Genomic DNA, 24794 nt, shown 5'->3' with positions numbered 1-24794 from the left:
CCCCCCCCCCCACGGCTGCGCTCCCACGCAGAGCGTGGGAGCAATCAGAATCAGGCCGACTTGGCCATGATCAGCCCCGTTTCACTCGCTGCTTCCAGGCGAATGGCAATGAACTTCGACGTCGGCGTATGGCTGCCATCGCCGGTGCTTTCCAGCGGCACCAACGGGTTCACCTCTGGGTAATAAGCCGCCGCCTGCCCCGCCGGAATATCGAACGCCAGCAGCGTGAAGCCCTTCACCCGACGCTCACGACCATCGTCCCACAGCGACACGATGTCAGCCTTCTGCCCCGGCTTGAAGCCCAGACGGATGATGTCGGCTTCGTTGGCGAACAACACATCGCGCTGTCCCTTCACCCCGCGATAACGATCGTCGAGACCATAAATCGTGGTGTTGTACTGATCGTGGGAACGCATCGATTGCAGGATCAGATCCGGCAGTTTGCCGGTAGCGCGAGTGCGCTCGTGGATCAGGTCCTTGGGCAGCATGTTCGGCTTGAAGTTGGCCCGGCCCGACGTGGTGTTCCACTTGCGCGCGCCGGCGCTGTTGCCGAGGTAGAAGCCGCCCGGGTTCTTGACCTTCTCGTTGAAGTCCTTGAAGCCCGGAATGGTGTCGGCGATCAGTTCGCGGATGCGCCGGTAGTCGGCCACCAGCCAGTTCCAGTCCACCGGTTTGCTGCCCAGGGTGGCGGCGGCAATGCCGGCGATGATCGACGGCTCCGAGCGCATCTGGTTCGACAGCGGCTGCAACTGGCCGTTGGAGGCGTGCACCATGCTGAACGAGTCTTCCACGGTGACGGCCTGCGGGCCTTCGGTCTGGATATCGATGTCGGTACGGCCCAGGCACGGCAGGATCAACGCGTCCTTGCCGTGAGCCAGGTGGCTGCGGTTGAGCTTGGTGCTGATCTGCACAGTCAGGTCGCAGTTGCTCAGGGCCTGGAAGGTGCGCGGGCTGTCCGGCGTGGCCTGGGCGAAGTTGCCGCCCAGACCGATGAACACCTTGGCGCGACCTTCGGCCATCGCATGAATCGCTTCGACCACGTTGTGCCCGTTGTGACGTGGAACCTTGAACTGGAAGCGACGCTCGAGGGAATCGAGGAACGCCACCGGCGGACGCTCGTTGATGCCCATGGTGCGGTCGCCCTGCACGTTACTGTGGCCGCGTACCGGGCACAGACCGGCGCCGGGTTTGCCAATGTTGCCGCGCAGCAGCATCAGGTTGGCGATCTCCTGGATGGTCGGCACCGAGTGGCGATGCTGGGTGATGCCCATCGCCCAGCACATGATCACGTTCTTGCCTTTGGCGTACATGCGCGCCGCTTGCTCGATTTCCACCAGGGTCAGGCCGGACTGGGTGACGATCTGCTCCCACGGTGTGTCATCGACGACGCCGAGGTATTCCAGCACATTGACGCTGTGTTCATTGAGGAAGTCGTGATCGAACACCGCCGGTGCGCCGGCCTTCTGCGCCTCGCGTTCCCATTGCAGCAGGAACTTGGCCATGCCGCGCAGCACCGCCATGTCGCCGCCCAGCGCCGGGCGGAAATACGCGGTGTTGGTCGGCTTGTCGCCGTTGGTGAGCATTTCGATCGGATGCTGTGGATGCTGGAAACGTTCCAGACCCCGCTCTTTCAGCGGGTTGACGCACACTACCTGGGCGCCGCGTTTGACTGCTTCGCGCAGCGGTTCGAGCATGCGCGGGTGGTTGGTGCCCGGGTTCTGGCCCCAGACGAAAATCGCATCGGCGTGTTCGAAGTCGTCGAAGGTCACGGTGCCTTTGCCGACACCGACGCTTTGCGCCAGCGCCACGCCGCTGGCCTCGTGGCACATGTTCGAGCAGTCGGGGAAGTTGTTGGTGCCGAAGGCGCGCACGAACAGTTGATACAGGTACGCCGCTTCATTGCTGGCGCGGCCGGAGGTGTAGAACTCGGCCTGATCCGGACTCGACAGCGCTCGCAGGTGTTTGCCGATCAGCGCGTAGGCATCGTCCCAGCCGATCGGCTTGTAGCGATCGGTTTCGGCGTCATACACCACTGGCTCGGTCAGGCGACCCTGATATTCGAGCCAGTAGTCGCTCTGTTCGAGCAACGCGGTGACGCTGTGCTTGGCGAAGAATTTGCCGTCCACCCGGCGCTTGGTCGCTTCCCAGTTCACCGCCTTGGCGCCGTTCTCGCAGAACTTGACCATGCCGCTTTCCGGCGAATCGCCCCAGGCGCAGCCCGGGCAGTCGAAGCCGCCGTTCTGGTTGGTCTTGAGCATCATGCGCAGGTTTTTCAGGGCGTTGTCGCTGGTCAGCCAGGCCTGGGCCACGCTGATCAGTGCGCCCCAGCCGCCGGCTGCGCCCTTGTAAGGCTTGTAGCGTGGGACGGGTTTCTGGTCGGCTTGATGGTGTTGGCTCACGGGTGTTTCTCCATTTCTGGGCTATACACCCGCGGCGCGTTCTTTTGCGGCAGGTGGATGAGATTGAGGTTGTGGCGTCGGGCCCATTGCACGGCGAGGCCGGTGGGCGCGGACAGGCTGACCAGGGTCTGAATCCCGGCCCGCAAAACTTTCTGGATCAATTCGAGGCTGCAACGGCTGGTGACAATCGCCAGGCCGCCGGCTGTGGATATCTTTTGCCGGATCAGGCCGCCGATCAGCTTGTCGAGGGCGTTGTGCCGGCCGATGTCTTCGCGGCCCAGCAGCAATTCACCGCTGGCGTTCATGAACACCGCCGCGTGCACCGCACCGCAATGCTGGCCGAGCGGCTGAAACGCGCCGATGCGCTGGCGCAGACCGTCGAGCCATTCGATGGGCGGCAAGGGAGCGCCGGGCAAAACCTTGAGGTCAGGCAGCGCCTGCTCTACCGCTTCCACGCCGCACAACCCGCAACCGCTGGTGCCGGCCAGTTGCCGACGCTGCTGTTTGAGGTTCCAGAAAGCGCGGTTGGCGATGGTCACTTGCGCGTATTGCGCCGAGCCCGAACCGCTCAATTGCAGGTCGTAGATGTCCGAGGCGTCTTCGATGATGCCGCTGCCGAGGCTGAAGCCGACGATGAAGTCTTCAAGGTCGGTCGGCGTCACCAGCATCACGGCCTGACTGATGCCGTTGTAGGCAATCGCCAACGCGACTTCTTCGGCCAGCGCGGTGCTGGCCGATTCCGCGAGGGGGAGATCGCTGTAGCTGTAGGTCTGACTGGCGGCAGGCGCGGGCGTTTCGAGAGCAGGCGCCGCGCAGGCCGGGCGCTTGGCGTTCATGGCATCACCGACGGATTGATCAACGTTAAGACTAGGCGCGGCAAGTTGTCGCGTCTAATCGCTAGTGTCGATCCTTCGATAGATGCCGTCGATCAAGCCTCCGCTGGTGATTTCTGATAAAGCGCGAAACACGCCTCTGCCAGCGCCGATCGTGGGGCGCCGCGACGCATGATCAGCCCTAGTCGGGCAAGGGTCTGGGCATTTTCGATGGGTTGCAGGCGCAGGTTATCCGTGAGGTTTTCCAGGCCGCCATCGAGTGGCATCACCGCGCAGCACAGGCCGCCGTGCACCGCTTGCAACAATTGGTGAACGGCGTCGGTTTGCAGCAATGGCTGTGGGGTCAGGCCGCGACTGTGGAAGTTATGGTCGATGGACTGGCGAAAGTGCATGCCGCTGGTGAGCATGCCCAGGGGCAGTTCGATCAGTGATTCCCAACTCAGCGGCGCTTCGCCAAAGCTGAAGAACCGCTGGTCGTAGAGCAGGCCCATCTGCGTTTCACTGAACGCCAGGGATTCAAAACGCTCGCCGTCGAGGCGGTCCAGGTAGGACACGCCAATGTCGATGCGATTGTTTGCCAGTTGCTCCAGAACCTGTTCCGAGCTCAGCGAGGACAGCTCGAAGCGCAGGTTCGGGTGTTGCGCGTGCAGGCGTTGCATCAACGGCAGCGCATCGAAACTCGACAGCGGCACCACGCCCAGCCGCAGGGTGCCGATCAGATTGCCGCGACACGCCGCCGCTTCCGCCTGCAAGCCGTCATAAGCCGCCAGCACCGTGCGTGCCCAGGCCAGCACCCGTTCGCCCGGCGCGGTAAAGCCTTCGAAGCGCTGGCCACGGTTGACCAGTGGCAGATCGAGTTCTTCTTCGAGGCTGCGCAGACGCATCGACAAGGTTGGCTGGGTGATGTGGCAGCGGGCGGCGGCCTGGCCGAAATGGCGGGTTTCGTCGAGGGCGATGAGGAATTTCAGCTGCTTGATGTCCATCTTCGCTCCGGGGCGCTGGCAAGGGTGGGCGATTCTACCGCTTGCGCGGGGGCAGGGTCATTGGTCGGCCCGCAACCGGGTTTGTCCGGGGTGGTCTAGGCTTGGGCGTCTGGAACTTAAATCAAGGAGTGTGCGCTATGAGTCTTTTGAGCTTTGTGAAAGAGGCCGGTGAGAAGTTGCTAGACCTGTTGACCCCTGGCAACGCCAATGCCAGCGAGCAATTGAAGGAGCACATCAGCAAGGTCGGGTTGGGTAACCCGAATGTTCAGGCGACCGTGGACGGTGACAAGGTGACGGTCACCGGTGAAGTGGCGAGCCAGGAAGAGAAAGAGAAGATTCTTCTGGCAGTGGGCAACATTGCCGGTGTCGGCAGCGTCGATGACCAGATCACCGTGACCGGGCCGGTTGTGGCGGCGGCGCGTTTTGTGGTCGTGAAGAAGGGCGACACCCTCAGCGCGATTTCCCTGGCGGTGTATGGCAACGCCAACCAGTACAACAAAATCTTCGAGGCCAACAAGCCGCTGCTGTCACATCCGGACAAGATTTATCCGGGGCAGACGCTGCGTATTCCTGAATAACCGCAGATACCGCAATCGCGAGCAGGCTCGCTCCCACATTGGAATGCATTTCTATTGTGGGAGCGAGCCTGCTCGCGATGGGGACGATGCGGTCTACAGGCCCGCAATCAAATCCCGATAATCCTCGACCGCCGCAAATTCCCCGGTGTCCTTCGGCCCTTTGCGGCTGTCCGGCTCCTTCACGGCCAACAAATGCGCCACGCCGAAATTCCGCGCACTGCGCAGGATCGGCAAGGTGTCGTCGATGAACAGGCTGCGTGCCGGGTCAAAACCGATGTCGGCCTGCAAGGCGTCCCAGAATTGCGGGTTTTCCTTGGGGAACCCGTAATCGTGGGAGCTGATCAGCCGTTCAAAGTACGGCGCCAGTTCGATTCGCTCCAGTTTCAGCGACAGTGAATCGCGGTGCGCGTTGGTGATCATCACCACGCGTTTGCCGGCTCGTTTGATCGCTTCCAGAAAGGTGTCGGCGTCCGGACGCAGGGCGATCAGGTGGGCGGTTTCCAGTTTCAGTTCACGCACCGACAGCTTCAGCTCCGCGCTCCAGAAGTCCAGGCAGTACCACTGCAACTGACCGGCATGGCGCTCGAACAGCGGCTGCAATTCCATTTCCGCCATCGCCCGGCTCACGCCGTGCAGTTCGGCGTAGCGCTGCGGCAGGTGTTCCAGCCAGAAGTGGTTGTCAAAGTGCAGGTCGAGCAACGTTCCGTCCATGTCCAGCAGAACGGTATCGATGTCGGACCACGGTAATGAAGGCATGGCAACGTCTCGAACGGTAGAAAGATATCCGACGCAAACAATCGGAAAAGCCGCGTTATAGTAGCGCGTTCACGCCAAGGAGCTTTGCATGCGCCAGAAACCCACCGTACTTGCCCGCGAGATCGTCGCCACCAGCCGGCTGTTCTGCGTCGAAGAGCTGAAGCTGCGTTTCTCCAACGGCGTTGAACGTACCTACGAGCGACTGGTCGGCAAGGGCGCCGGCTATGGCGCGGTGATGATAGTAGCGATGCTCGATGCCGAGCACGCGGTGCTGGTCGAGGAATACTGCGGCGGCACCGACGAATATGAACTGTCGCTGCCCAAAGGCCTGATCGAACCCGGCGAAGACGTGCTGGCTGCCGCCGAACGCGAACTCAAGGAAGAAGCCGGTTATGGCGCGCGACAACTGGAGCATCTGACCGAGCTGTCGTTGTCCCCCGGTTACATGAGCCAGAAAATTCAGGTGGTGCTGGCCACCGATTTGTACGAAGAGCGCCTCGAAGGCGATGAGCCCGAGCCGATGCGTGTGGACAAGGTCAACCTGCGAGAGCTGTCGACGCTGGCGCAGAATCCGAATTTCAGTGAGGGGCGCGCCCTGGCGGCGTTGTACCTGACCCGCGACCTGCTGACCCAGCGCGGATATTTCCAGTCATGAGTGAGATGCCGATGAGTTTTCCCCATCCGTTGATGGCGCCGGTGGTCGAGCTGGCACTGCGGGCCGGCGAGGCGATCCTGCCGTTCTGGCGTGCCGGTGTGGCCGTCACCGCCAAGTCCGATGATTCGCCGGTGACGGCGGCGGACATGGCCGCGCATCACGTGATCGTGGCCGGCCTGACAGCGCTGGATCCGAGCATTCCGGTGCTGTCCGAAGAGGACGCCAACATCCCGCAAAGCGTGCGCGCGAGCTGGCAGCGCTGGTGGCTGGTGGATCCGCTGGATGGCACCAAGGAGTTCATCAGCGGCAGCGAAGAGTTCACCGTCAACATCGCGCTGATCGAGAACGGCCGGGTGGTGTTCGGTGTGGTGACGATGCCGACCAACGGTCGCTTCTACGTCGGCGGAGCCGGGCTTGGTGCCTGGCGCGGCGACACGGGCGGCACGCCAGTGACAATTCAGGTTCGTGACGTGCCGGGACCTGGCGAAGCGTTTACCGTGGTTGCCAGCCGCCGTCATTCGAGCCCGGAGCAGGAACGCTTGCTCGCCGGATTGAGTGCCAGCCTTGGAGAGTTGCAACTGGCCAACATCGGCAGTTCGCTGAAGTTCTGTCTGCTGGCCGAAGGTGCTGCCGATTGCTACCCGCGTCTGGCGCCGACTTCGCAGTGGGACACGGCGGCGGCGCAGGGCGTTCTGGAAGGGGCGGGTGGCGAGGTGCTGGACCTGAGTGGCGAAGCGTTCTGTTATCCACCACGAGAGTCGTTGTTGAACGGTTTCTTCCTGGCGTTGCCGGCGAAAGCCGCGTGGCGGGCGAAGCTGCTCGAACTCGCCCGCTCGTAAGCGCTCAATCTCTTCAGCGGTGCAGGACGTACTGCCCGCTGAACGTCACCGCATCCTCATCGCTTCCTGTATTGACGACCCGCGTGTGCAGGGTCAGTCGCGCCCGTCCGTAACGCTGATACATCGCCAGAAATTTCTTCCACTGCGTTGCACTCGGTGACGGGCAGATCGCAATGGCATCGCCGGTCACAGGCAGTGGATAACTGATCTGTCCTTCCTGAATCACGATGTGCCCGTCTTCGATGCCTTCCTCTTTCAAACGCAAATGCAGCCAGCCCCAGCCGGCCAGCACCGCGCCGCAATACAGGCTGCCACCGAACATGGTGCTCTTGTGATTGACGTTGGCGTCCAGCGGCAGATGCAGGCGCAGTTGCTGTTCCTGCCAGTCGAGCACCTTGAGGCCCATGTCCCGGGTCAGCGGGATATCGTGGTGAAGGACCGATTCCAGATAACGACTGTCGTGCTTCATGCCCGGACCTCTTGCGGCAGAAAAGTGAATTGAGCGTGTTTCATTCGGATTCGTCGGAATGGCCGCCGCTGCCAGCGAAATTCAGACCGTGCTTGCGCAGTTTGTCGTGCAGGGTCTTGCGCGGAATGCCCAGGGCTTCGGCGAGACTGCGCACGGAACTGTGAGAGCGGGCCAGTTCGGCGGCGATCAGGGATTTCTCGAAGTTTTCCACTTGCTCGCTGAGCCCGCCCGCTGTGATTTCGACGGTGGTGCCGGGGCTGCCATCGGGCTGTGTGTTGTCCAGTGCCAGTTCCAGGCCGAGGGCAAAACGCTCCGCCGCGTTCTGCAATTCCCGCACGTTGCCCGGCCATGAGTGCCGCAGCAGCAACGCCCGTTGCGCCGGTTGCAGTTCATGCGGTGGCAGACCATGGCGGGCGCTGGCTTCGTCGGCGTAATGCTGGAACAGCATCAACGCGTCTTCGCCCCGTTCACGCAGTGGTGGAATGCGCAGCGGCGCCACGTTGAGACGGTAATACAGGTCGGCCCGGAATCGCCCCTGATCCGCGGCCTGGCGCAGGTCTTCCTTGGTGGCGGCGATGACGCGGATGTCCAGCGGGATCAACTGATTGCCGCCCAGACGCTCGACCACGCGCTCCTGCAGCATGCGCAGCAGTTTGACCTGCACATCCATGCTCATGCTCTCGATTTCATCGAGGAACAACGTGCCGCCATTGGCAAATTCGAACTTGCCGATCCGGCGCTTTTGCGCGCCGGTGAAGGCGCCGGGCTCATGGCCGAACAATTCGCTTTCGACCACCGATTCGGCCAGCGCGCCGGCGTTGATCGCCACGAACGGGCCGTTACGCCGGCTCGACAGATCGTGCAGGGCGCGGGCGACGACTTCCTTGCCGGCGCCGGTTTCGCCGAGGATCAGCACGTCGGCCTTGGTCGCCGCCAGCGCGCCGATCTGCTCGCGCAGGCGTGACATCGGCGCGGACTGGCCGACCAGCCGCGCGCTCAGTTCGTTGCGATCACTCAGGGCCATGCGCAGGCTGCGGTTGTCCAGCACCAGACGCCGCAGGGCCAGGGCGCGGCGCACGCTGTCGAGCAGGGCGTCGCTGGCGAAAGGTTTTTCCAGAAAGTCATAGGCACCGGCGCGCATGGCCTGCACGGCCAGTGGCACGTCGCCGTGGCCGGTGATCAGCAGCACCGGCAGCTCGGGATCCTGAGCGTGAAGTTCATGGAGCAACTCAAGACCATCCATGCCAGGCATACGAATGTCGCTGACCACCACGCCCGGCCAGTCGCGCTCCAGTTGCGCGGCCAAGCCCTTGGCTTCGGACAGCGGGAGAATTTTCAGGCCGGCCAGATCCAGAGTCTGGCCCAAGGCCTGACGCAGGTGCGGATCGTCGTCGATCAGCACCACCTGAATGCGGTTGTCGATGGTCATGCGCTTCGATCCTCGGACGGTTGCAGGCTGACCCCGGGCGCGCCGGCGCGCAGCCGCAGGGTGATCAAGGCGCCACCTTGCTTGTGGTTGGCGAACGACAGTTCACCACCGAAGGCGCGCATCAGGGTTTCGCAAATGGCCAACCCCAGACCCAGGCCTTGAGTGCGGGTCTTGGTCGTGTAAAACGGTTCGCTGGCACGGCCCAGGGCTTCCATGCAGAAACCCGGGCCATTGTCGCGAATGTACAGGTTGACGCCGTCATCGGTGGATTCGGCACTCAGCCACAATTTGCGCGGCGGGCCTTTCTCGGTCAGGGCGTCGAGGGCGTTGGCCAGCAGATTACCCAGCACCTGGCGCAGACGGGTTTCCCCGGCCTCGACCCACAGGGTGGCGGCGGGCAGGTCACGGATCAGCTCGACATCCATGCTGCGGCGACGTTTGGCCAGCAAGGCGAGCGCGTCGTCCAGCGCCGGTTGCAGGGCGACACTTTCCGGGGCGTGGCGGTCGCGACGAGCGAAGGCGCGCAGGTGAGCGATGATCGAGGCCATGCGCCCGGTCAGCTCGCTGATCAGTTTGAGGTTGCCTCGGGCGTCTTCGGTGCGTTCGTGGTCGAGCAGCACTTCGGCGTTTTCGGCGTAGCTGCGGATCGCCGCCAGTGGCTGGTTGAGTTCGTGGCTGATGCTCGCCGACATCGTCCCCAGCGCCGACAGTTTGCCGGCCTGCACCAGATCGTCCTGGGCGCGCACCAGTTCCTGCTGGGCCTGTTCGCGTTCCAGCACCTCTTGCTTGAGGCGCCGGTTGAGGCCTTCGAGATCGCTGGTGCGTTCGGCAACCCGGCCCTCAAGTTCCCGCCGGGCCTTGGCTTCGAAGGCGATCCGTTCCAGGTAATGACGACGACGCTGCATCATCAGGCCCAGCAACAACATGACTACCAGCAAGGTGGCGCCGCCGATCGCCACCACCGTGCGCACCGGTCGGTCGATCAATGTGCGCGGGGCAAGAATGCTGACGCTCCAGCCGGTTTCCGCGATCTCTTGGGTCTGCGGCAGCCACGCGGTCGGGCTCAGGTTCAGCGGGCGTGGCTCGCGGGTCGGGTAGGGCTGGATCGCGGTGATCGCCGCGCGCTCTGCATCACTCAGGGTACGGGTCGCGCGAAAGCGCCATTCCGGGCGCGAGGTGAGGATGACCACGCCGTTGTGGTCGGTCACCAGCAGTTGTTCCGGGGTTTTGCCCCACAGGCTTTCGGTGTGGTCGAGGTCAACCTTGATCACCAGTACGCCGATGATTTTTTCGCCGTTGCGCACGGCGGCGGCGAAGAAATAGCCGCGTTTGGCGGAAGTGGTGCCCAACCCGAAGAAGCGCCCGAGACGGCCGGCCATCGCTTCGCTGAAATAGGGTCGGAACGAGAAATTGCGCCCGACGAAGCTGTCGTGCTTGTCCCAGTTCGATGCAGCGAGCGTCTGACCGTTGGTGTCCATCAGGTACATGACTTCGGCGCCGGTCTGCGCAGCGATGTTCTTCAACAGGCGGTTGGCGTTGCCCTGGGTCACACCGTCGTCCGGCGCCCCGAGCACCGCGCGCAGGGCCGGCAGGTCGCCGAGGATTTGCGGCAGCACTTCGTAGCGATGCAGGGTGCCCAGCAGGTTGGCGACGTAGAGGTCGAGGGTCTGGCGGTTCTGGCCGGCCAGTTCGCTGCGGTAATAGCGCTCGGCGAGATGCTCCAGCGGCCACAGCAGCGGAGCCAGACACAGGGCCAGCAGGGCGAGGCTGCGCCAGCGGGGGCGACGGGGAAGAGTCGGAGTCATGAGCATCGGGCGCCTGTGGGTACAGGCGCATTATGCCTAGGCTTGCCCGGCAAGACACTCGTGCAGCGCGGTTTGCCAGTCCGGCAGACTGACGCCCCACTCACGCTGCAGGCGACTGCAGTCCAGACGCGAATTCAAGGGACGTGCAGCAGGCGTCGGATAGTCGCTGGAAGGGATCGGTATCAGTTCTGCGCACGGTTTGCCCTGTTCACGCAGCGCTGCGCCAATAGCCTGGGCGAAACCCAACCACGAGGTATGCCCGCCGGCCGTCAGGTGGTAGGTGCCCCAGGCCCCGGGTTGCCCTGACTGCCAGCGTTCGATGAGTGCCAGGGTGCTCTGGGCAATGGTGCCCGCCCAGGTGGGGGCTCCAACCTGATCGGCGACGACCCGCAATTGTGGTTTTTCCTGGAGCAATCGCTGCATGGTCAACAGGAAGTTCCGGCCATGGGTGGAGTAGACCCAACTGGTTCGCAGAATCAGGTGTTGCCCCTGAACGTCGGCGATGGCTTGCTCGCCTGCCAGCTTGCTTTTGCCATAGACACTCAGCGGGGCTGGTACATCGGATTCGTTGTAGGGCTCTGGCTGGCTGCCGTCAAAGACGTAATCGGTGGAGTAATGAATCAGCGGGGCACCAAGCCGTGCCGCTTCCTCGGCCAAGACACCGGGCCCTGTCGCATTGATGGCGAAAGCCAGCTCGGGTTCGCTTTCAGCCTGGTCGACTGCAGTATGGGCCGCGGCGTTGATAATCAGATCGGGAGCGATCTGTCTGACCTGCTGGCGGATTTGCGCAGGCTGAGCCAGGTCAAGCCGGTCACGCCCGAGCACGATCAGATCGCCTGTATCGGCCAGGCGCAACTGCAGCTCTTTCGAGACCTGACCCTGCTGTCCACAGATGAGGATTTTCATGGGAACAGGTCAGCCTCGTTCAGGCTTTTACCGTTCTGATCCTTGGCCGAGAGCTGCGGAGCAGATTCGAGTTGCCAGTCGATGTCCAGCGTCGGGTCGTCCCAGCGAATACATCGCTCGGCAGACGGCGTGTAATAGTCGGTGGTCTTGTAGAGAAATTCGGCAACCTCGCTCAGCACGACAAAACCGTGGGCGAAGCCTTCGGGTATCCAGAGTTGGCGACGATTGTCTGCCGACAGGCGCAGGGTGAGCGATTTGCCGAAGTGCGGCGAGCTGCGCCGGATATCCACGACAACGTCGAGCACTTCACCGACGGTCACTCGCACCAGTTTCCCCTGAGTGTTTTCCAACTGATAGTGCAGACCACGCAATACGCCTTTCTGCGAGCGCGAATGGTTGTCCTGTACGAACTGCGCATTCACGCCCGTCGCTTCGGCAAACGCCTTGGCATTGAAGCTCTCGTAGAAAAAGCCGCGTTCGTCACCAAACACTTTGGGTGCGATGACCATGACGCCGGGCAGATCGGTTTCGATCACGTTCATTGGTTTTCTCCGGCAATCGAATACAGGTACTGGCCATAGCCGGTCTTGCCGAAGTACTGCGCGCGCTCGAGCAGATGTTCGCGGCTGATCCACCTGTTCAGATAGGCAATCTCTTCCAGGCACGCGACTTTGAGGCCCTGGCGGTGTTCGATGGTCTGCACATACTGGGAGGCTTCAAGCAGGCTGTCGTGAGTACCGGTGTCGAGCCAGGCGAACCCGCGTCCGAAACGCTCGACCTGCAGATCGCCACGCTGCAAATACGCGTTGTTGACGTCGGTGATTTCCAGTTCGCCACGCTGCGATGGTTTGACAGCCTTGGCGATCCTGATCACGTCGTTATCGTAGAAGTACAGACCCGTCACCGCGTAGCTGGACTTGGGCTTTGCGGGTTTCTCTTCGATGGACAGGGCGCGCCCTTCGCGGTCGAAGTCGATCACGCCGAAGCGCTCTGGATCCTTGACCCAATAGCCGAACACTGTTGCGCCTTGAGGTTTGCGGGCGGCTTTCTTCAACTGTCCGCTGAAGGATTGGCCGTGGAAAATGTTGTCGCCGAGAATCAGGCACACCGGATCATTACCAATGAACTGCTCGCCGATCAGAAAGGCCTGGGCCAGTCCGTCGGGGGATGGCTGCTCGGCATAGCTGAACGAGACCCCGAACTGGCTTCCATCGCCCAGCAGGTTGCGGTATTGCGGAAGATCCTGCGGGGTGGAGATGATCAGGATGTCCTTGATCCCGGCCAGCATCAGCACCGAGATCGGGTAGTAGATCATCGGTTTGTCGTAGACCGGCAACAGCTGTTTGGATACGCCGAGCGTGATTGGATGCAAACGTGTGCCGGAACCTCCGGCGAGAACTATGCCCTTCATCATGCGAGCAGATCCTTGATGTCGGTGGAACCCAGGCGTTCGCCCTGATAGCTGCCGTCCTGAACGCGTCGGCACCATTGACGGTTGTCCAGATACCACTGAACGGTTTTGCGCAGGCCGGTCTCGAACGTTTCTTCAGGGACCCAACCCAGTTCGCGTTCGATCTTGCCGGCGTCAATGGCGTAACGCAGGTCGTGACCGGGACGGTCCTTGACGAAAGTGATCAGGTCAGCGAATCGAGCGAAGCCCTGAGGCTTGTTGTTCGGTGCCAACTCTTCGAGCAATGAGCAGATGGCGTGCACCACCTCAATGTTCTTTTGTTCGTTGTGTCCGCCAATATTGTAGGTTTCACCCACCGCGCCTTCGGTGACCACTTTCAACAGCGCCCGGGCATGATCGTCGACGAACAGCCAGTCACGGACTTGCTGACCGTTGCCATACACCGGCAGCGGCTTGCCGGCCAGTGCGTTGAGGATCACCAGCGGGATCAGCTTTTCCGGAAAGTGGTAGGGCCCGTAATTGTTCGAGCAATTGGTCAGCAGGACGGGCAGGCCATAAGTGCGGTGCCACGCCCGGACAAGATGATCGGACGCCGCCTTGCTTGCGGAATAGGGCGAGCTGGGGGCGTAGGGAGTTGTTTCGGTGAACAGATCGTCGACGCCATGCAGGTCGCCGTAGACCTCGTCGGTCGATATATGGTGAAAGCGGAAGGCACTTTTTTCCGGCTCGGCCAGGCCCTGCCAGTAGGCACGGGCCGCTTCCAGCAGGCTGTAAGTACCGACGATATTGGTCTGAATGAAGTCCGACGGCCCATCGATGGATCGGTCGACATGGGATTCGGCAGCCAGATGCATGATCGCATGAGGCTGGAAGCGCTTGAGCAGGGTGCTCACTGTGGACTGATCGACGATATCGGCTTGCACAAATTCGTAACGGCTGTTGTCGGCGATGCTCGTAAGCGATTCGAGATTGCCGGCGTAAGTCAGTTTGTCGAGGTTCAACACCTCGTGAGCCGTGTTGCAAATCAGGTGGCGAACCAGTGCGGAGCCAATGAAGCCGGCACCACCGGTGACGAGAATACGCATGCAGGTTGGCCTTTTTCCGTAAGACTATAAAGCGAGTGGAGCATAGCTTGTCGGCAGGGGAGGGGCGGCACAAGAGGGTTGCCCGCGGTATTTTGTCCGCGCAGCTCTGTGCCGGCGGGTATTCGACGTACGGAAGCCGGGCGCACTCCATCCAATGGAGCAGCGGCGGCCGAGTGAAACAGGGCAGTGATCGGCGCGGGGTTTACGGGGGGTTGATTATCCATCGGTGCAGTGGCGATATAGGCGCCTAATAAAATTTCAGGGGTCGTTCCATGTCGTTCGCCACGTTGATTCATCGCGCCAGTCTTCCGGGCCCACAGGTCACTGCAGAGCAGGCCTTGCAGGTTCTGACGCAGCATTACGGGCTGAGCGGCAAGTTGCAGGCGCTGGGCAGCCAGCAGGACCTCAATTATCGCGTGGACAGCGAACGCGGGCGATTCGTGCTGAAGATCTGCCGGGGCGACTATTCGCTGGTGGAACTGCAGGCCCAGCACGCGGGGCTGAGGTACCTGGCCGATCATGGCGCTGTGCAGGTTCCTCGGGTGATCCCGGCCAACGACGGCCAGGACCTGTTGTCGCTGGAGATCGGCGGCGAAGCGGTGCATGTACGTCTGCTCGATTACATCGAGGGCCAGCCGCTGACAGCTCTCGATCACCTTGGCCACGATGTCGTCGCCGGTTTCGGCCGGCTCTGCGGCGAAATGGATCTGGCCCTGGCCGGGTTCGACCATCCGGGGCTCGAGCGTACATTGCAGTGGGATGCACGCCACGCCAGCGCCCTGATCGAGCATTTGCTGCCGGTGATCGAGGACCAGCGCCAACGCGCGCTGATCGCCGAGGCTGCCGCACAGGCCAGGCTTCGTTTGCAGCCGCTGCTGGAAAAGCTGCCGGTGCAGGCGATCCACATGGACATCACCGACGACAACGTGGTCTGGCAGCGTGACGCCCGACGGCACTGGCAGTTGCAGGGCGTCATCGATTTCGGCGATCTGGTGCGCACCTGGCGTATCACCGATCTGTCGGTCACTTGCGCCGCGTTGCTGCATCATGCCGCAGGCGACCCGTTTGTGATCCTGCCGGCCGTGCAGGCCTATCACGCGGTCAATCCGCTGCAACACGAAGAACTGCTGGCGCTGTGGCCGCTGATCGTGGCGCGGGCGGCGGTGCTGGTGCTCAGTGGCGAGCAACAGGTCAGCATCGATCCGGGCAATACCTACAGCCGCGATAATCTGAACCACGAGTGGGAGATCTTCCGGGTCGCGACCTCGGTGCCTCTGGCATTGATGGAGGCTGCGATTCTCACGGCGGTCGGCCAGACATTGCCGACCATCGACAGTGAAGGCTTTGCGCCGTTGTTGCCCGGTCTGGTCGGGCGCGAATTCGCGTTGATCGATCTGGGTGTGTTGAGCGCGCACTTCGAGGCGGGCAATTGGGAGCAGCCTGGCATCGATCAGCGCCTGTTGAGTGAAGCAGCGGCCATCCACGGTCTGGCGGCCAGTCGATACGGGCAATACCGGTTGTCGCGCACCCGGCCCGACAGCGCCGATGAGCCAGAGACATTCCCGCTGCACGTCGAATTGCACGTGCCCCAGGGTTCTACGGTGGAAGCGCCGTTTGCCGGCGTGCTGCACCTGTCGGCCGACGGCGCGCTGCGACTCGATGGTCCGCAACTGAGCCTGCGTCTGAGGGGCGTGAAACCTTCGTTACACGGCGGTGCGGCGCTGGTGAAAGGTCAGGTGCTGGGTTCGGTGGACGGTCCCTTGATCGTGCAATTGATTCGCGGCGCACAACTTGAAGCGCCGCTGTTCTGCACGCCAACCCGCGCGGCGGCATGGCAGGCCTTGTCCCCATCACCGGCCGCGCTGCTGGGCCTGGCCTGCGACGCCGAACCCGAGCTGGACGCGACAACCCTGCTGGCGCGCCGCGACGCCAGTTTTGCCCGCACCCAAAAGCACTATTACGTCGACCCGCCGCGCATCGAGCGCGGCTGGCGCAATCACCTGATCGACATGCAGGGCCGTTCCTACCTCGACATGCTCAACAACGTCGCGGTGCTCGGCCACGGTCACCCGCGCATGGCGGCGGTCGCGAGCCGGCAGTGGTCGCTGCTCAATACCAACTCGCGATTCAACTATGCGGCGGTCGCCGAGTTTTCCGAGCGTTTGCTGAAGCTGGCGCCGGAGGGCATGGATCGGGTGTTCCTGGTCAACAGCGGCAGCGAGGCCAACGATCTGGCGATCCGCCTGGCGTGGGCCGCCAGCGGTGGGCGCGACATGATCAGCGTGCTGGAGGCCTATCACGGCTGGACGGTCGGCGCGGACGCGGTCTCGACCTCGATTGCCGATAACCCGAAGGCCCTGAGCAGTCGCCCGGACTGGGTGCACGCGGTGACCGCTCCGAATACCTATCGCGGTGAATTTCGCGGCCCGGATTCGGCGCCGAATTATGTGCGCAGTGTCGAACATCATCTGGCGAAGATCGACGAGCAGAAACGCCAACTGGCCGGGTTCATTTGCGAGCCGGTCTACGGCAACGCGGGCGGGATCTCGCTGCCGCCGGGCTACCTCAAGAAAGTCTATGAACTGGTGCGCGCCCGGGGCGGCGTGTGCATCGCCGATGAAGTGCAGGTCGGTTACGGGCGTATGGGCCACTTCTTCTGGGGTTTCGAAGAACAAGGCGTGGTGCCGGATATCATCACCATGGCCAAAGGCATGGGCAACGGCCAGCCGCTGGGCGCCGTGATCACCCGTCGGGAAATCGCCGAGGCGCTGGAAGCCGAGGGCTATTTCTTCTCGTCCGCCGGCGGCAGCCCGGTGAGCTGCCAGGTCGGCATGGCGGTGCTCGACGTCATGGAAGAAGAAAAACTCTGGGAAAACGCCCAGGTGGTCGGCGCTCATTTCAAGGCCCGGCTGGAGGCGTTGATCGATCAATATCCGTTGGTCGGCGCGGTGCACGGTTCCGGGTTCTATCTGGGGGTCGAGCTGATCCGCAATCGGGAAACCCTGGAACCGGCGACCGAGGAAACCACGCTGTTGTGTGATCGCCTGCGGGCGCTGGGGATTTTCATGCAGCCGACCGGCGATTACCTGAACGTCCTAAAGATCAAACCGCCGATGGTCACCTCGCGTCAGAGCGTGGATTTCTTTGTCGACATGCTGGCGAAGGTGCTGGAAGAAGGGCTCTGAGGCGATGCGAACCCGACAAATACCGATTTGTATCGGTATTTGTCGGGTTAAATTGGGATTGTTTTTTCTTTATGGCTTCTAAAGCCGATATTTATCGTTTATAAAGTCGCCATAGTCCGTCGTCCATCCCTGTACGGCGTGTTGAAAAACCCTCGACGGTTCCCTGGAGTCTGATCGACATGACCACATTGAAAAGCACACCACGCGCCGATGGCTTTTACATGCCGGCCGAATGGGCACCGCAAACCCAGACCTGGATGATCTGGCCCGAGCGTCCGGACAACTGGCGTCTCGGCGGCAAACCGGCGCAGGCCGCCCACGCGGCAGTGGCCAAAGCCATCGCGCGTTTCGAACCGGTCACCGTGGCGGTCTCTGCCGGCCAGTACGAAAACGCTCGTGCTCGCCTCGACGTGCCGAATATCCGCGTGGTCGAGATGTCCAGCGATGACGCCTGGGTTCGCGATAGCGGCCCGACTTTCGTGATCAACAACAGCGGCGAAGTGCGCGGTGTGAACTGGGACTTCAATGCCTGGGGCGGCTTCGACGGCGGCCTGTATTCGCCGTGGAACCGCGACTCTCAGGTCGGCGGCAAGATCCTCGAAATCGAGCGAAGCCCGCGTTATCGCACCGAAGGCTTCGTGCTCGAAGGCGGCTCGATTCACGTCGACGGCGAAGGCACCCTGATCACCACCGAAGAATGTCTGCTCAACCGCAATCGCAACCCGCACCTGGGTCGCGAAGAGATCGAAGCGGTGCTCAGCGAAAACCTGTCGGTGGACAAGATCATCTGGCTGCCGGATGGCCTGTTCAACGACGAAACCGACGGCCATGTGGATAACTTCTGCTGCTACGTGCGTCCGGGCGAAGTGCTGCTGGCGTGGACCGACGATCCGCAGGATCCGAACTACCCGCGCTGCCAGGCCGCGATGAAAGTGCTGGAAAGCAGCACCGACGCCAAGGGCCGCCCGTTCACGGTGCACAAGATGCCGATTCCGGGGCCGCTGTTTGCCACCGAAGAAGAATGCGCGGGCGTGGATCCGGTGGACGGCACTCAGGAGCGCAACCCGAGCGTGCGCCTGGCCGGTTCCTACGTGAACTTCCTGATCGTCAACGGCGGCATCATCGCGCCGAGCTTCGACGATCCGATGGACGCGCCGGCGCGGGAGATCCTGCAGAACCTGTTCCCGCAACATGAAGTGGTGATGGTGCCGGGCCGCGAACTGTTACTGGGCGGCGGCAACATTCACTGCCTTACCCAACAGCAACCCGCGCCGCACAAAGAGTGAGTGCGGATGTAACAGCTTGAGTTGATTGAAAAATCGACCGGTCAGTCATTCGTTGCCCACGCTTGAAGAGAAACCCGCAGCCCGTCAGGACTGCGGGTTTCTTTATATCCGCCTGTCGGCAGTTTCCAGACATTGGCATAGCTCTTGTATCGCTCATGACGCACTAGGGAGGGGGGAGAACTTCAACAGTTCTGTCATAAACCTTGGATAACGTAGCCGCTCATGAACGGGGAGAGAGCGCTGAAATGAACGCCGAAGTGAACGTAATCAGCGAGCGGACGTTGCATCCCATGACGGTAAATAGTGAGTCGCTCCAGATTGTCGCGCACTGGTTGAAGTCCAATGGAACGCGTCAGATCAGGGAACCTGATCCGCGCCGGATGATGATCGAGCGTTACCCCGCTGGCCTGTTCAGCGAGGCCGAACTGGAAGCACTGTGGGATGTGATGGAAGGATAAGAAGAACAAACAAGGATTGTAAAAAGCGCTGCCGGGATGGCAGCGCTTTTTTTATGGGCGCGAATCAGAAGCTGTAGGTGCCGGTGACTACCAGGCTGCGCGGTGCGCCCGGCTGGATCTGGAACGCGCTGGTGGCCGACGAGTAATACTCGCGGTCGGTGATGTTGTTCAGGGCGCCACGCAGGTCCCAGTCCTTGTGGCGGTAGCCGACCAGCGCGTCCCAACGGCCGTAGCCCGGCAACACGGTGGTGTTGGCGTTGTCGGCATAACGCTGGCCGACCAGGGTCAGGCCGGTTTCGGCGTACCAGCCCATTTCCGGTTTCCAGGTCAGGAACAGGCTGCCGTTGCGCTTGGCCACGTTGTTCACGCGTTTGCCTTCCAGGGCGTTGTTGTCCTTCTCGATGGTCGCGTCCTGCACGCCTACACCACCGCGCACATACCAGTTGCCGACGATCTTGCCGGTACCGGTCAGCTCGATCCCGCGCGAGCGTTGCAGACCGCTGAGCACGGTCAGGGTCGGGTCGTTCGGATCGGTGGTGCGGCGGTTGTAGAGTTCCAGCTCATAGACGGCGAGGGTGGTGCTCAGGCGATCGTCGAGCCAGTCGCTTTTCACGCCGATCTCTTTCTGCTTGGTCAGCTCCGGGCTCAGGTCATTGGTGTTACCGGCCGCGCCCGGGGTGATACCGATCAGACCACCGCCTACCGGCGAGAAAGTCTTGGTCCACGAGGCGTAGAACGAATGATTCTGCAGCGGCGTCCAGACCACGCCGAAACGCGGGCTGGTACTGTGGCTGTCACGGTCTTCGGAGATGTTGCGCAGCTTGTTGGTCGACTCGATATCGAAGGTGTCGTAGCGCAGGCCGGCCAGCAATTGCCATTGATCGTTCAGGCGCAGTTGATCCTGAACATAGACCGCGCGGCTTTCGACTTCGGTGTGGCTGCTGCTCGACACCTGCATGCGCCCGGTGTGGCGCAGGTCGCGGTTGGGGTTGTACAGATCCAGCGACGGCACGGCGGAACTGCCGCGCCCGGACGTGGCGGCGTTGTAGAGCGTCGGGTCGCGGCGCTGGCTGCCGGTTTCGAGGCCGGTCAGCAGGCGGTGCTCGAGGCCGAAAGTTTCGAATCCGCCTTCCAGCTCAACGTTGTTGAACACGTTACGGGTGGTCAGGTCCTGCTGCCAGTGCTGGCGGGTGACCTTCTGCGTCGCCGGGGTGTAACCGGTGAGGTAGGTGTTGTCGAAATCGCTGTCGAGCTTGAACACACCGAGCGTGTGGCGCAGCTGCCAGTTGTCGTTGATTTCATAAGCCAGTTTCGAGCGCAGGGATTGCGTTTTGTCGTCGATGAAATCGTGATCGTTGCCGTAGGTCGTGTCCCGGTCGACATCTGCCGGGCGTCCATTGACGCCGGGAATGCCGCGATCCGGTGTGCGATTGTAGCGGCTGTATTCGTATTGCACCAGCCAGTTCAGGTCAGGCGTGAGCTGCCAACTCATCGACGGTGCAAACAGCTGGCGATTGCCGCTGACGCCGTCGCGGAAGCTGTTTTCGTCCATGTTGCCCATGTTCAGGCGCAGGCTGATGTTGTCGCTCGGGTCAGTGCTGAGATCGGCGTACAGGCTGCGCAGGTCTTCGCTGCCACCCTGGGCCTCGATGGTTGAACGGCGACCGAATTCGGGTGCCTTGCTGACGCGGTTGACGATCCCGCCCTGGCTGCCACGGCCGTACAACACAGCGGCCGGGCCTTTGAGCACTTCGACGCGTTCGATGTTGTGCAGGTCGCGCTTGTACTGGCTGTCGTCGCGGATGCCGTCCAGATAGAAGTCGTTGCTGGCGTCGAAGCCGCGGATGCGCAGGCTGTCGAAGCGCGTGTCGCCGCCGCTGCTGACGTTGGGCATGCCGCTCAAGGCGTCGCCCAGGTCATTGGTGCCGTAGTTGGCGAAATTGGCGGTCTTGACCGAGTCGATCGCCTGGGGCACGTAACGCACAGGGGTGGAGGTGCGGGTCGCGGTGTTGCTGACCTTTACGCGCGGATCATCAACCTGCGCTTCTGCGCTGATCGACGTGGCGGGAAGCTCGGTCGCGGAGTAAGCGAAACCGGAGGACAAAAAGGCAGAAAGCCCAAGCGTGACGGGCGTGAGACGGAACGGGGCAGGCATTGAAAAGCGCATCCGAAAGGTTGGAAGAATTCGAGCGCGCGAATGGTAATGCTTTGCATTTACTCCCGTTAATTATTCCTGAAAGGTTCCGTGGTTTGATTGTGTCAATTTATTTCATGTTTGTGTCGGAGCCGACAACAAGCGCATTTGACCGATTGCCGAAACAGACTGAAAGCCATTCCGGCGTTTTTCCGCAACGACCGAGGGACTAATGTGCCGACATCGTTTTTCCCACCTTCTGAGCGGAGCTTTCCGATGACTTTTCATTACATCTACGACCCGCTGTGCGGCTGGTGCTATGGCGCCAAACCACTGGTGCAGGCCGCCCAGCAAGTGCTGCCCGTGATCGCCCACGCGGGCGGCATGATGACCGGCGCCAACCGCCAGAACGTTTCACCGCAACTGCGCAATTACGTGATGCCTCACGACCGACGCATTGCCGAATACACCGGTCAGCCCTTCGGCGAAGCTTATTTCGAAGGCCTGTTGCGCGATCACTCGGCGGTGTTTGATTCGGCACCACCGATTGCCGCTGTGATGGCAGCGGAAAAAATCGACGGTCGTGGCCTGGAGCTGCTTGGCCGTTTGCAGACTGCGCACTATGTCGAAGGGCGGCGAATTGCCGACGAAAGTGTGCTTGTGGAATACGCGGTAGAGCAGGGCTACAACGCCGATATGTTCTTGAACGCCGTGAAGTCCGTCGACACCGAACAACATATAAAGAACAGCCGTGCCCTGTTGGCAAAACTGGGTGGGCAGGGTTTTCCAACTTTCGCACTGGAACAGGACGGTCAGTTCACACTGGTTGATATCGGGCCGTGGCTGGGCAAGCCAGAAGCCTTCGCCCAATGGTTGAGTGAGTCGTTTACGCCTGCGCCAGGGACTGAAACCTTGCAGGTCTGTGGCCTAGATGGTTGCGCGTAATCCCGCATCAAAATCCCTGACTGCGAGCAATTCCGTGCACGAAGCCATCGCAAAATTTACTTTTTTTAGACGTTTTTCGCCTATTTAAAGACGATTCTTGAAATTGACACATTGTTGAGGGCGCGGCTACGATTCGGCCCAACGCCTGTGGCTAACCGCCATGACTCAAAATTAGGAGCAGGCCCGCCATGACATTGTCTTGAGCGGGTCTTTTTGTTTCGGGGTGAATAAAAGAGTGCAATAAGCGCCGTTTCAGCCGTTCGACACAGCGCGTTTCAACCCGTAATAAGGAAAACAAAATGTTGAACAAGCGAATCAGTCTGATCGCACTGGGGATGTTGAGTGCCACTTCGGCCATGGCTAACGACCAGGCCGAGTCCAAGGGTTTTGTGGAAGACAGCAGCCTCAAAGTGCTGCTGCGCAATGCCTACATCAATCGTGATTACAAAAACGGTAACGACGATAAAGCCGAGTGGGGCCAAGCGGCCATCGGTACGTTCTCGTCCGGTTTCACCCAGGGCACCGTCGGTGTGGGTGTGGACGCGTTCGGTCTGTACGCGCTGCGTCTGGACGGCGGCAAGGGCCGCAGCGGCGCCGGCGGTATCGACTTTTTCAAGCAAGACAACAACGGCAACCCGGCTGACGATCTGGCCAAGGGCGGCGCGGCAGTCAAATTCCGTTTCTCCAACACCGTGCTGACCTACGGTGACCAGATGCCGGCCCTGCCGGTGCTGAACTACGACAACTCCCGTCTGCTCCCAGAGAGCTACACCGGTACCTTGATCACTTCCAAAGAGATCAAAGGTCTGCAGCTGGATGCTGGCCGTTTCACCGCGGAATCGCGCAAGAGCGATGAAGGCCGTGACAGCGGTGGTCTGAAGTCGATCAACGTGTTGGGCGGTAGCTACCAGTTCACCGAAAACTTCAAGGGCGCGCTGTACGCTTCCGACGTCGAAGACGTGCTGAAGAAGCAATACGTGAACGCCAACTACGTGTTGCCGTTCAACAAGGATCAGTCCCTGACCCTGGACTTCAACGGCTACCGCACCAAGCTGGAAGACTCCTACATCCGCGAGAACACTGTACCGGGTAAAAGTATCGTCACTGGTGACGACAACAAAATCTGGAGCCTGGCAGCAACCTTCGCCACTGGTCCGCACTCGTTCACCGTGGCGCACCAGCGTTCCACCGGCGACAGTAACCTGGGCTACGCCTACGGCGGCTACCAGAAAGATCAACATCGTGTCGGGGACGGTGGCAACACCATCTACCTGGCCAACTCCTACTGGTCCGACTTCAACGCTGAAGACGAGCGCAGCTGGCAGTTGGGCTACGGCCTGGACTTCAGCGCATTCGGCGTACCGGGTCTGAGCTACAACTTCGCGTACGTGCGTGGCGACAACATCACCACGTCAACCAGCGAAGGCGGCACCGAGCGCGAGATCTTCAACCAGTTCAAGTACGTCGTGCAAAGTGGCCCGGCCAAAGACCTGAGCATCAAGCTGCGCAGCTCGATCCTGCGTGTTTCGCAGAAATCCAGCGAATACAACGTCAGCGGCAACGAACTGCGTGTGTTCGTGGATTACCCGATCAACATCTTCTGATGATCGATTGAACCCGCGAAACGCGACAGAAAAACCCCGACTGGTTCGGGGTTTTTTTTTGACGCTTTTTGAAAAAACAGCATAAAAACCCGTGTTTTTGTCATTTGAAATGCACTTTCAAGCCGTTTCAAATCGCGTTTCAAACAGGGCTTTAAATGCCTGAAATTCTTTCTCATGGACGCAAATTCTCCACCTAATAGATTAGGCCGCTCAATGCAGCGGAGAATTTGGTAATGATCGTTTTAACCAGAGAAGTGGGCGAATCGCTACGGCGCGACAAGTACGCCAATGTGCAGGGTGCTGACTTCAATCTCTACGGTCATTTCGCCGACTTCGTCAGACTGACCAAAAGTTGGGAAAACATGGAGCCTGACAGTTACTACGGTCAGGCCGAAGCCGGCATGCGTTACCGTCGTTACAGCGACTTTGAGTACAACCCCAAGACTCGCGAACTGAAGCAGCTGGAACATCGCGCGTACGTGCAGTCCAAGGCCAACAACAGCTATGTGGGCGGCGTGGTGCGGCACTTCCAGGACTTCTCGGACGAAGTCATCAGCTCGCCGGTAATGCGCAGCCTGATCGACACCGATTTTGAAGTGTACAAAAGCGTGTTGCCGGAAGAGCTGCACGATGAAATCTGGCAATGCCAGATCCATCAGATCCGCATCGAGATCAAACCCGGCAAACAACTGGAAATCACCCCGGAAGGGATTCACTGCGACGGTTATCCGTTCAGCGGCGTGCACTTCTGGGGCCGCAACAATGTCGAGGGTGCGGAGAGTCGTCTGTACGACATCCACGAGCAGCAACTGGCGTCGACCACCTACCAGGAAATCCTCGACACAACTTACTTCCTCGACCGCGACATGCGCCACTACGTGACCCCGGCGCGCAACACCCATACCCATGCCATGGCGTACCGGCAGATCCTGGCAATTTCTTTCTCGCGGCCCGGGACCGCTTTCGACATTGTTCGCTAATCAGATCACCCAAATAGACGGCGTCGAATGCTCGACGCCGGTGGTGCTGCGGCG

At 61.2% G+C, this 24794-nt stretch carries 21 protein-coding genes; 9 read left to right on the top strand and 12 right to left on the bottom strand.

Annotation, left to right across the window (positions count from 1 at the left end; translation table 11 throughout):
* Nucleotides 1-50: 50 nt before the first annotated feature.
* The 3 genes from AC07XZ_RS14190 to AC07XZ_RS14180 form a co-directional block, all read right to left on the bottom strand.
* The gene (locus AC07XZ_RS14190) at nt 51-2399 is read right to left on the bottom strand and encodes an FdhF/YdeP family oxidoreductase (protein ID WP_102687836.1); all 2349 of its coding nucleotides are present in this window, start codon (nt 2397-2399) and stop codon (nt 51-53) included.
* Nucleotides 2396-3235 (bottom strand): formate dehydrogenase accessory sulfurtransferase FdhD, encoded by an 840-nt coding sequence (gene fdhD / locus AC07XZ_RS14185; RefSeq protein ID WP_011331980.1) that lies wholly within the window; start codon nt 3233-3235, stop codon nt 2396-2398. The genes AC07XZ_RS14190 and fdhD overlap by 4 nt, the downstream gene beginning before the upstream one ends.
* Nucleotides 3236-3327: 92 nt before the next feature.
* A complete protein-coding gene (locus AC07XZ_RS14180) occupies nt 3328-4215 on the bottom strand; it encodes a LysR family transcriptional regulator (protein ID WP_085746350.1) in 888 nt (295 codons plus the stop codon).
* 137 nt (nt 4216-4352) lie between these two features.
* On the opposite strand from AC07XZ_RS14180, the gene lysM reads away from it, so the two are divergent.
* The gene (lysM, locus tag AC07XZ_RS14175; protein ID WP_039764611.1) at nt 4353-4793 is read left to right on the top strand and encodes a peptidoglycan-binding protein LysM; all 441 of its coding nucleotides are present in this window, start codon (nt 4353-4355) and stop codon (nt 4791-4793) included.
* Between the two features lie 93 nt (nt 4794-4886).
* Here lysM and yrfG read toward each other — a convergent pair whose 3' ends face one another.
* Entirely contained in the window at nt 4887-5549 is a 663-nt protein-coding gene (gene yrfG, locus AC07XZ_RS14170) for a GMP/IMP nucleotidase (RefSeq protein WP_007952643.1), read from the bottom strand.
* 88 nt (nt 5550-5637) lie between these two features.
* Here yrfG and nudE point away from each other — a divergent pair, with 88 nt between their 5' ends.
* Both nudE and cysQ read left to right on the top strand, forming a co-directional pair.
* Nucleotides 5638-6204, top strand: a complete 567-nt coding sequence (gene nudE / locus AC07XZ_RS14165; RefSeq protein ID WP_102687837.1) for an ADP compounds hydrolase NudE — start codon at nt 5638-5640, stop codon at nt 6202-6204.
* 5 nt (nt 6205-6209) lie between these two features.
* Nucleotides 6210-7043, top strand: a complete 834-nt coding sequence (gene cysQ, locus AC07XZ_RS14160; RefSeq protein ID WP_102687838.1) for a 3'(2'),5'-bisphosphate nucleotidase CysQ — start codon at nt 6210-6212, stop codon at nt 7041-7043.
* Nucleotides 7044-7056: 13 nt separating this feature from the next.
* On the opposite strand, the gene AC07XZ_RS14155 is transcribed toward cysQ, so the two are convergent.
* Genes AC07XZ_RS14155 through rfbB form a run of 7 tightly spaced genes read right to left on the bottom strand, consistent with a single transcriptional unit; the run spans nt 7057 to nt 14148 of the window.
* Nucleotides 7057-7512, bottom strand: coding sequence for a thioesterase domain-containing protein (locus AC07XZ_RS14155; RefSeq protein ID WP_102687839.1), 456 nt, complete (start codon nt 7510-7512; stop codon nt 7057-7059).
* 40 nt (nt 7513-7552) lie between these two features.
* On the bottom strand, nt 7553-8941 hold the full coding sequence (locus AC07XZ_RS14150) for a sigma-54-dependent transcriptional regulator (RefSeq protein WP_102687840.1): 1389 nt from the start codon (nt 8939-8941) through the stop codon (nt 7553-7555).
* Nucleotides 8938-10746 carry a sensor histidine kinase gene (locus tag AC07XZ_RS14145; protein WP_085746568.1) on the bottom strand — a complete coding sequence of 603 codons (1809 nt, stop codon included), beginning with the start codon at nt 10744-10746 and terminating at the stop codon, nt 8938-8940. Before AC07XZ_RS14145 ends, AC07XZ_RS14150 begins: the two co-directional genes overlap by 4 nt.
* Before the next feature lie 36 nt (nt 10747-10782).
* Nucleotides 10783-11652 (bottom strand): dTDP-4-dehydrorhamnose reductase, encoded by an 870-nt coding sequence (gene rfbD / locus AC07XZ_RS14140; protein WP_102687841.1) that lies wholly within the window; start codon nt 11650-11652, stop codon nt 10783-10785.
* Nucleotides 11649-12194, bottom strand: a complete 546-nt coding sequence (gene rfbC / locus AC07XZ_RS14135) for a dTDP-4-dehydrorhamnose 3,5-epimerase (RefSeq protein WP_102687842.1) — start codon at nt 12192-12194, stop codon at nt 11649-11651. The genes rfbD and rfbC overlap by 4 nt, the downstream gene beginning before the upstream one ends.
* Nucleotides 12191-13066: a glucose-1-phosphate thymidylyltransferase RfbA gene (rfbA, locus tag AC07XZ_RS14130; RefSeq protein ID WP_102687843.1), complete on the bottom strand. Its 876-nt coding sequence runs from the start codon at nt 13064-13066 to the stop codon at nt 12191-12193. The genes rfbC and rfbA overlap by 4 nt, the downstream gene beginning before the upstream one ends.
* Entirely contained in the window at nt 13063-14148 is a 1086-nt protein-coding gene (gene rfbB / locus AC07XZ_RS14125) for a dTDP-glucose 4,6-dehydratase (RefSeq protein WP_102687844.1), read from the bottom strand. Before rfbB ends, rfbA begins: the two co-directional genes overlap by 4 nt.
* A 272-nt stretch (nt 14149-14420) precedes the next feature.
* Between rfbB and AC07XZ_RS14120 the strand changes: the two genes are divergently transcribed.
* The 3 genes from AC07XZ_RS14120 (at nt 14421) to AC07XZ_RS14110 (ending at nt 19077) form a co-directional block, all read left to right on the top strand.
* On the top strand, nt 14421-17333 hold the full coding sequence (locus AC07XZ_RS14120) for an aminotransferase (protein ID WP_102687845.1): 2913 nt from the start codon (nt 14421-14423) through the stop codon (nt 17331-17333).
* A gap of 179 nt (nt 17334-17512) precedes the next feature.
* Nucleotides 17513-18619, top strand: a complete 1107-nt coding sequence (gene aguA / locus AC07XZ_RS14115; protein WP_007952634.1) for an agmatine deiminase — start codon at nt 17513-17515, stop codon at nt 18617-18619.
* Nucleotides 18620-18864: 245 nt separating this feature from the next.
* The gene (locus AC07XZ_RS14110; RefSeq protein ID WP_102687846.1) at nt 18865-19077 is read left to right on the top strand and encodes a hypothetical protein; all 213 of its coding nucleotides are present in this window, start codon (nt 18865-18867) and stop codon (nt 19075-19077) included.
* A 64-nt stretch (nt 19078-19141) separates the two neighbouring features.
* Here the strand turns inward: AC07XZ_RS14110 and AC07XZ_RS14105 are convergent, their stop codons facing one another.
* Nucleotides 19142-21232 (bottom strand): TonB-dependent receptor, encoded by a 2091-nt coding sequence (locus AC07XZ_RS14105; protein WP_102687847.1) that lies wholly within the window; start codon nt 21230-21232, stop codon nt 19142-19144.
* A gap of 255 nt (nt 21233-21487) precedes the next feature.
* On the opposite strand from AC07XZ_RS14105, the gene AC07XZ_RS14100 reads away from it, so the two are divergent.
* From AC07XZ_RS14100 to AC07XZ_RS14090, 3 genes are all read left to right on the top strand, one after another.
* On the top strand, nt 21488-22156 hold the full coding sequence (locus AC07XZ_RS14100; protein ID WP_102687848.1) for a DsbA family protein: 669 nt from the start codon (nt 21488-21490) through the stop codon (nt 22154-22156).
* A gap of 299 nt (nt 22157-22455) precedes the next feature.
* Entirely contained in the window at nt 22456-23760 is a 1305-nt protein-coding gene (locus AC07XZ_RS14095) for an OprD family porin (protein ID WP_085746362.1), read from the top strand.
* A gap of 233 nt (nt 23761-23993) precedes the next feature.
* Nucleotides 23994-24740 (top strand): 2OG-Fe dioxygenase family protein, encoded by a 747-nt coding sequence (locus AC07XZ_RS14090; RefSeq protein ID WP_102687849.1) that lies wholly within the window; start codon nt 23994-23996, stop codon nt 24738-24740.
* Nucleotides 24741-24794 lie beyond the last annotated feature (54 nt).

The sequence above is a fragment of the Pseudomonas sp. GW458-11-26-14-LB4 genome (genome assembly GCF_059423925.1).
This window is presented reverse-complemented; position numbering and strand designations above follow the sequence as displayed.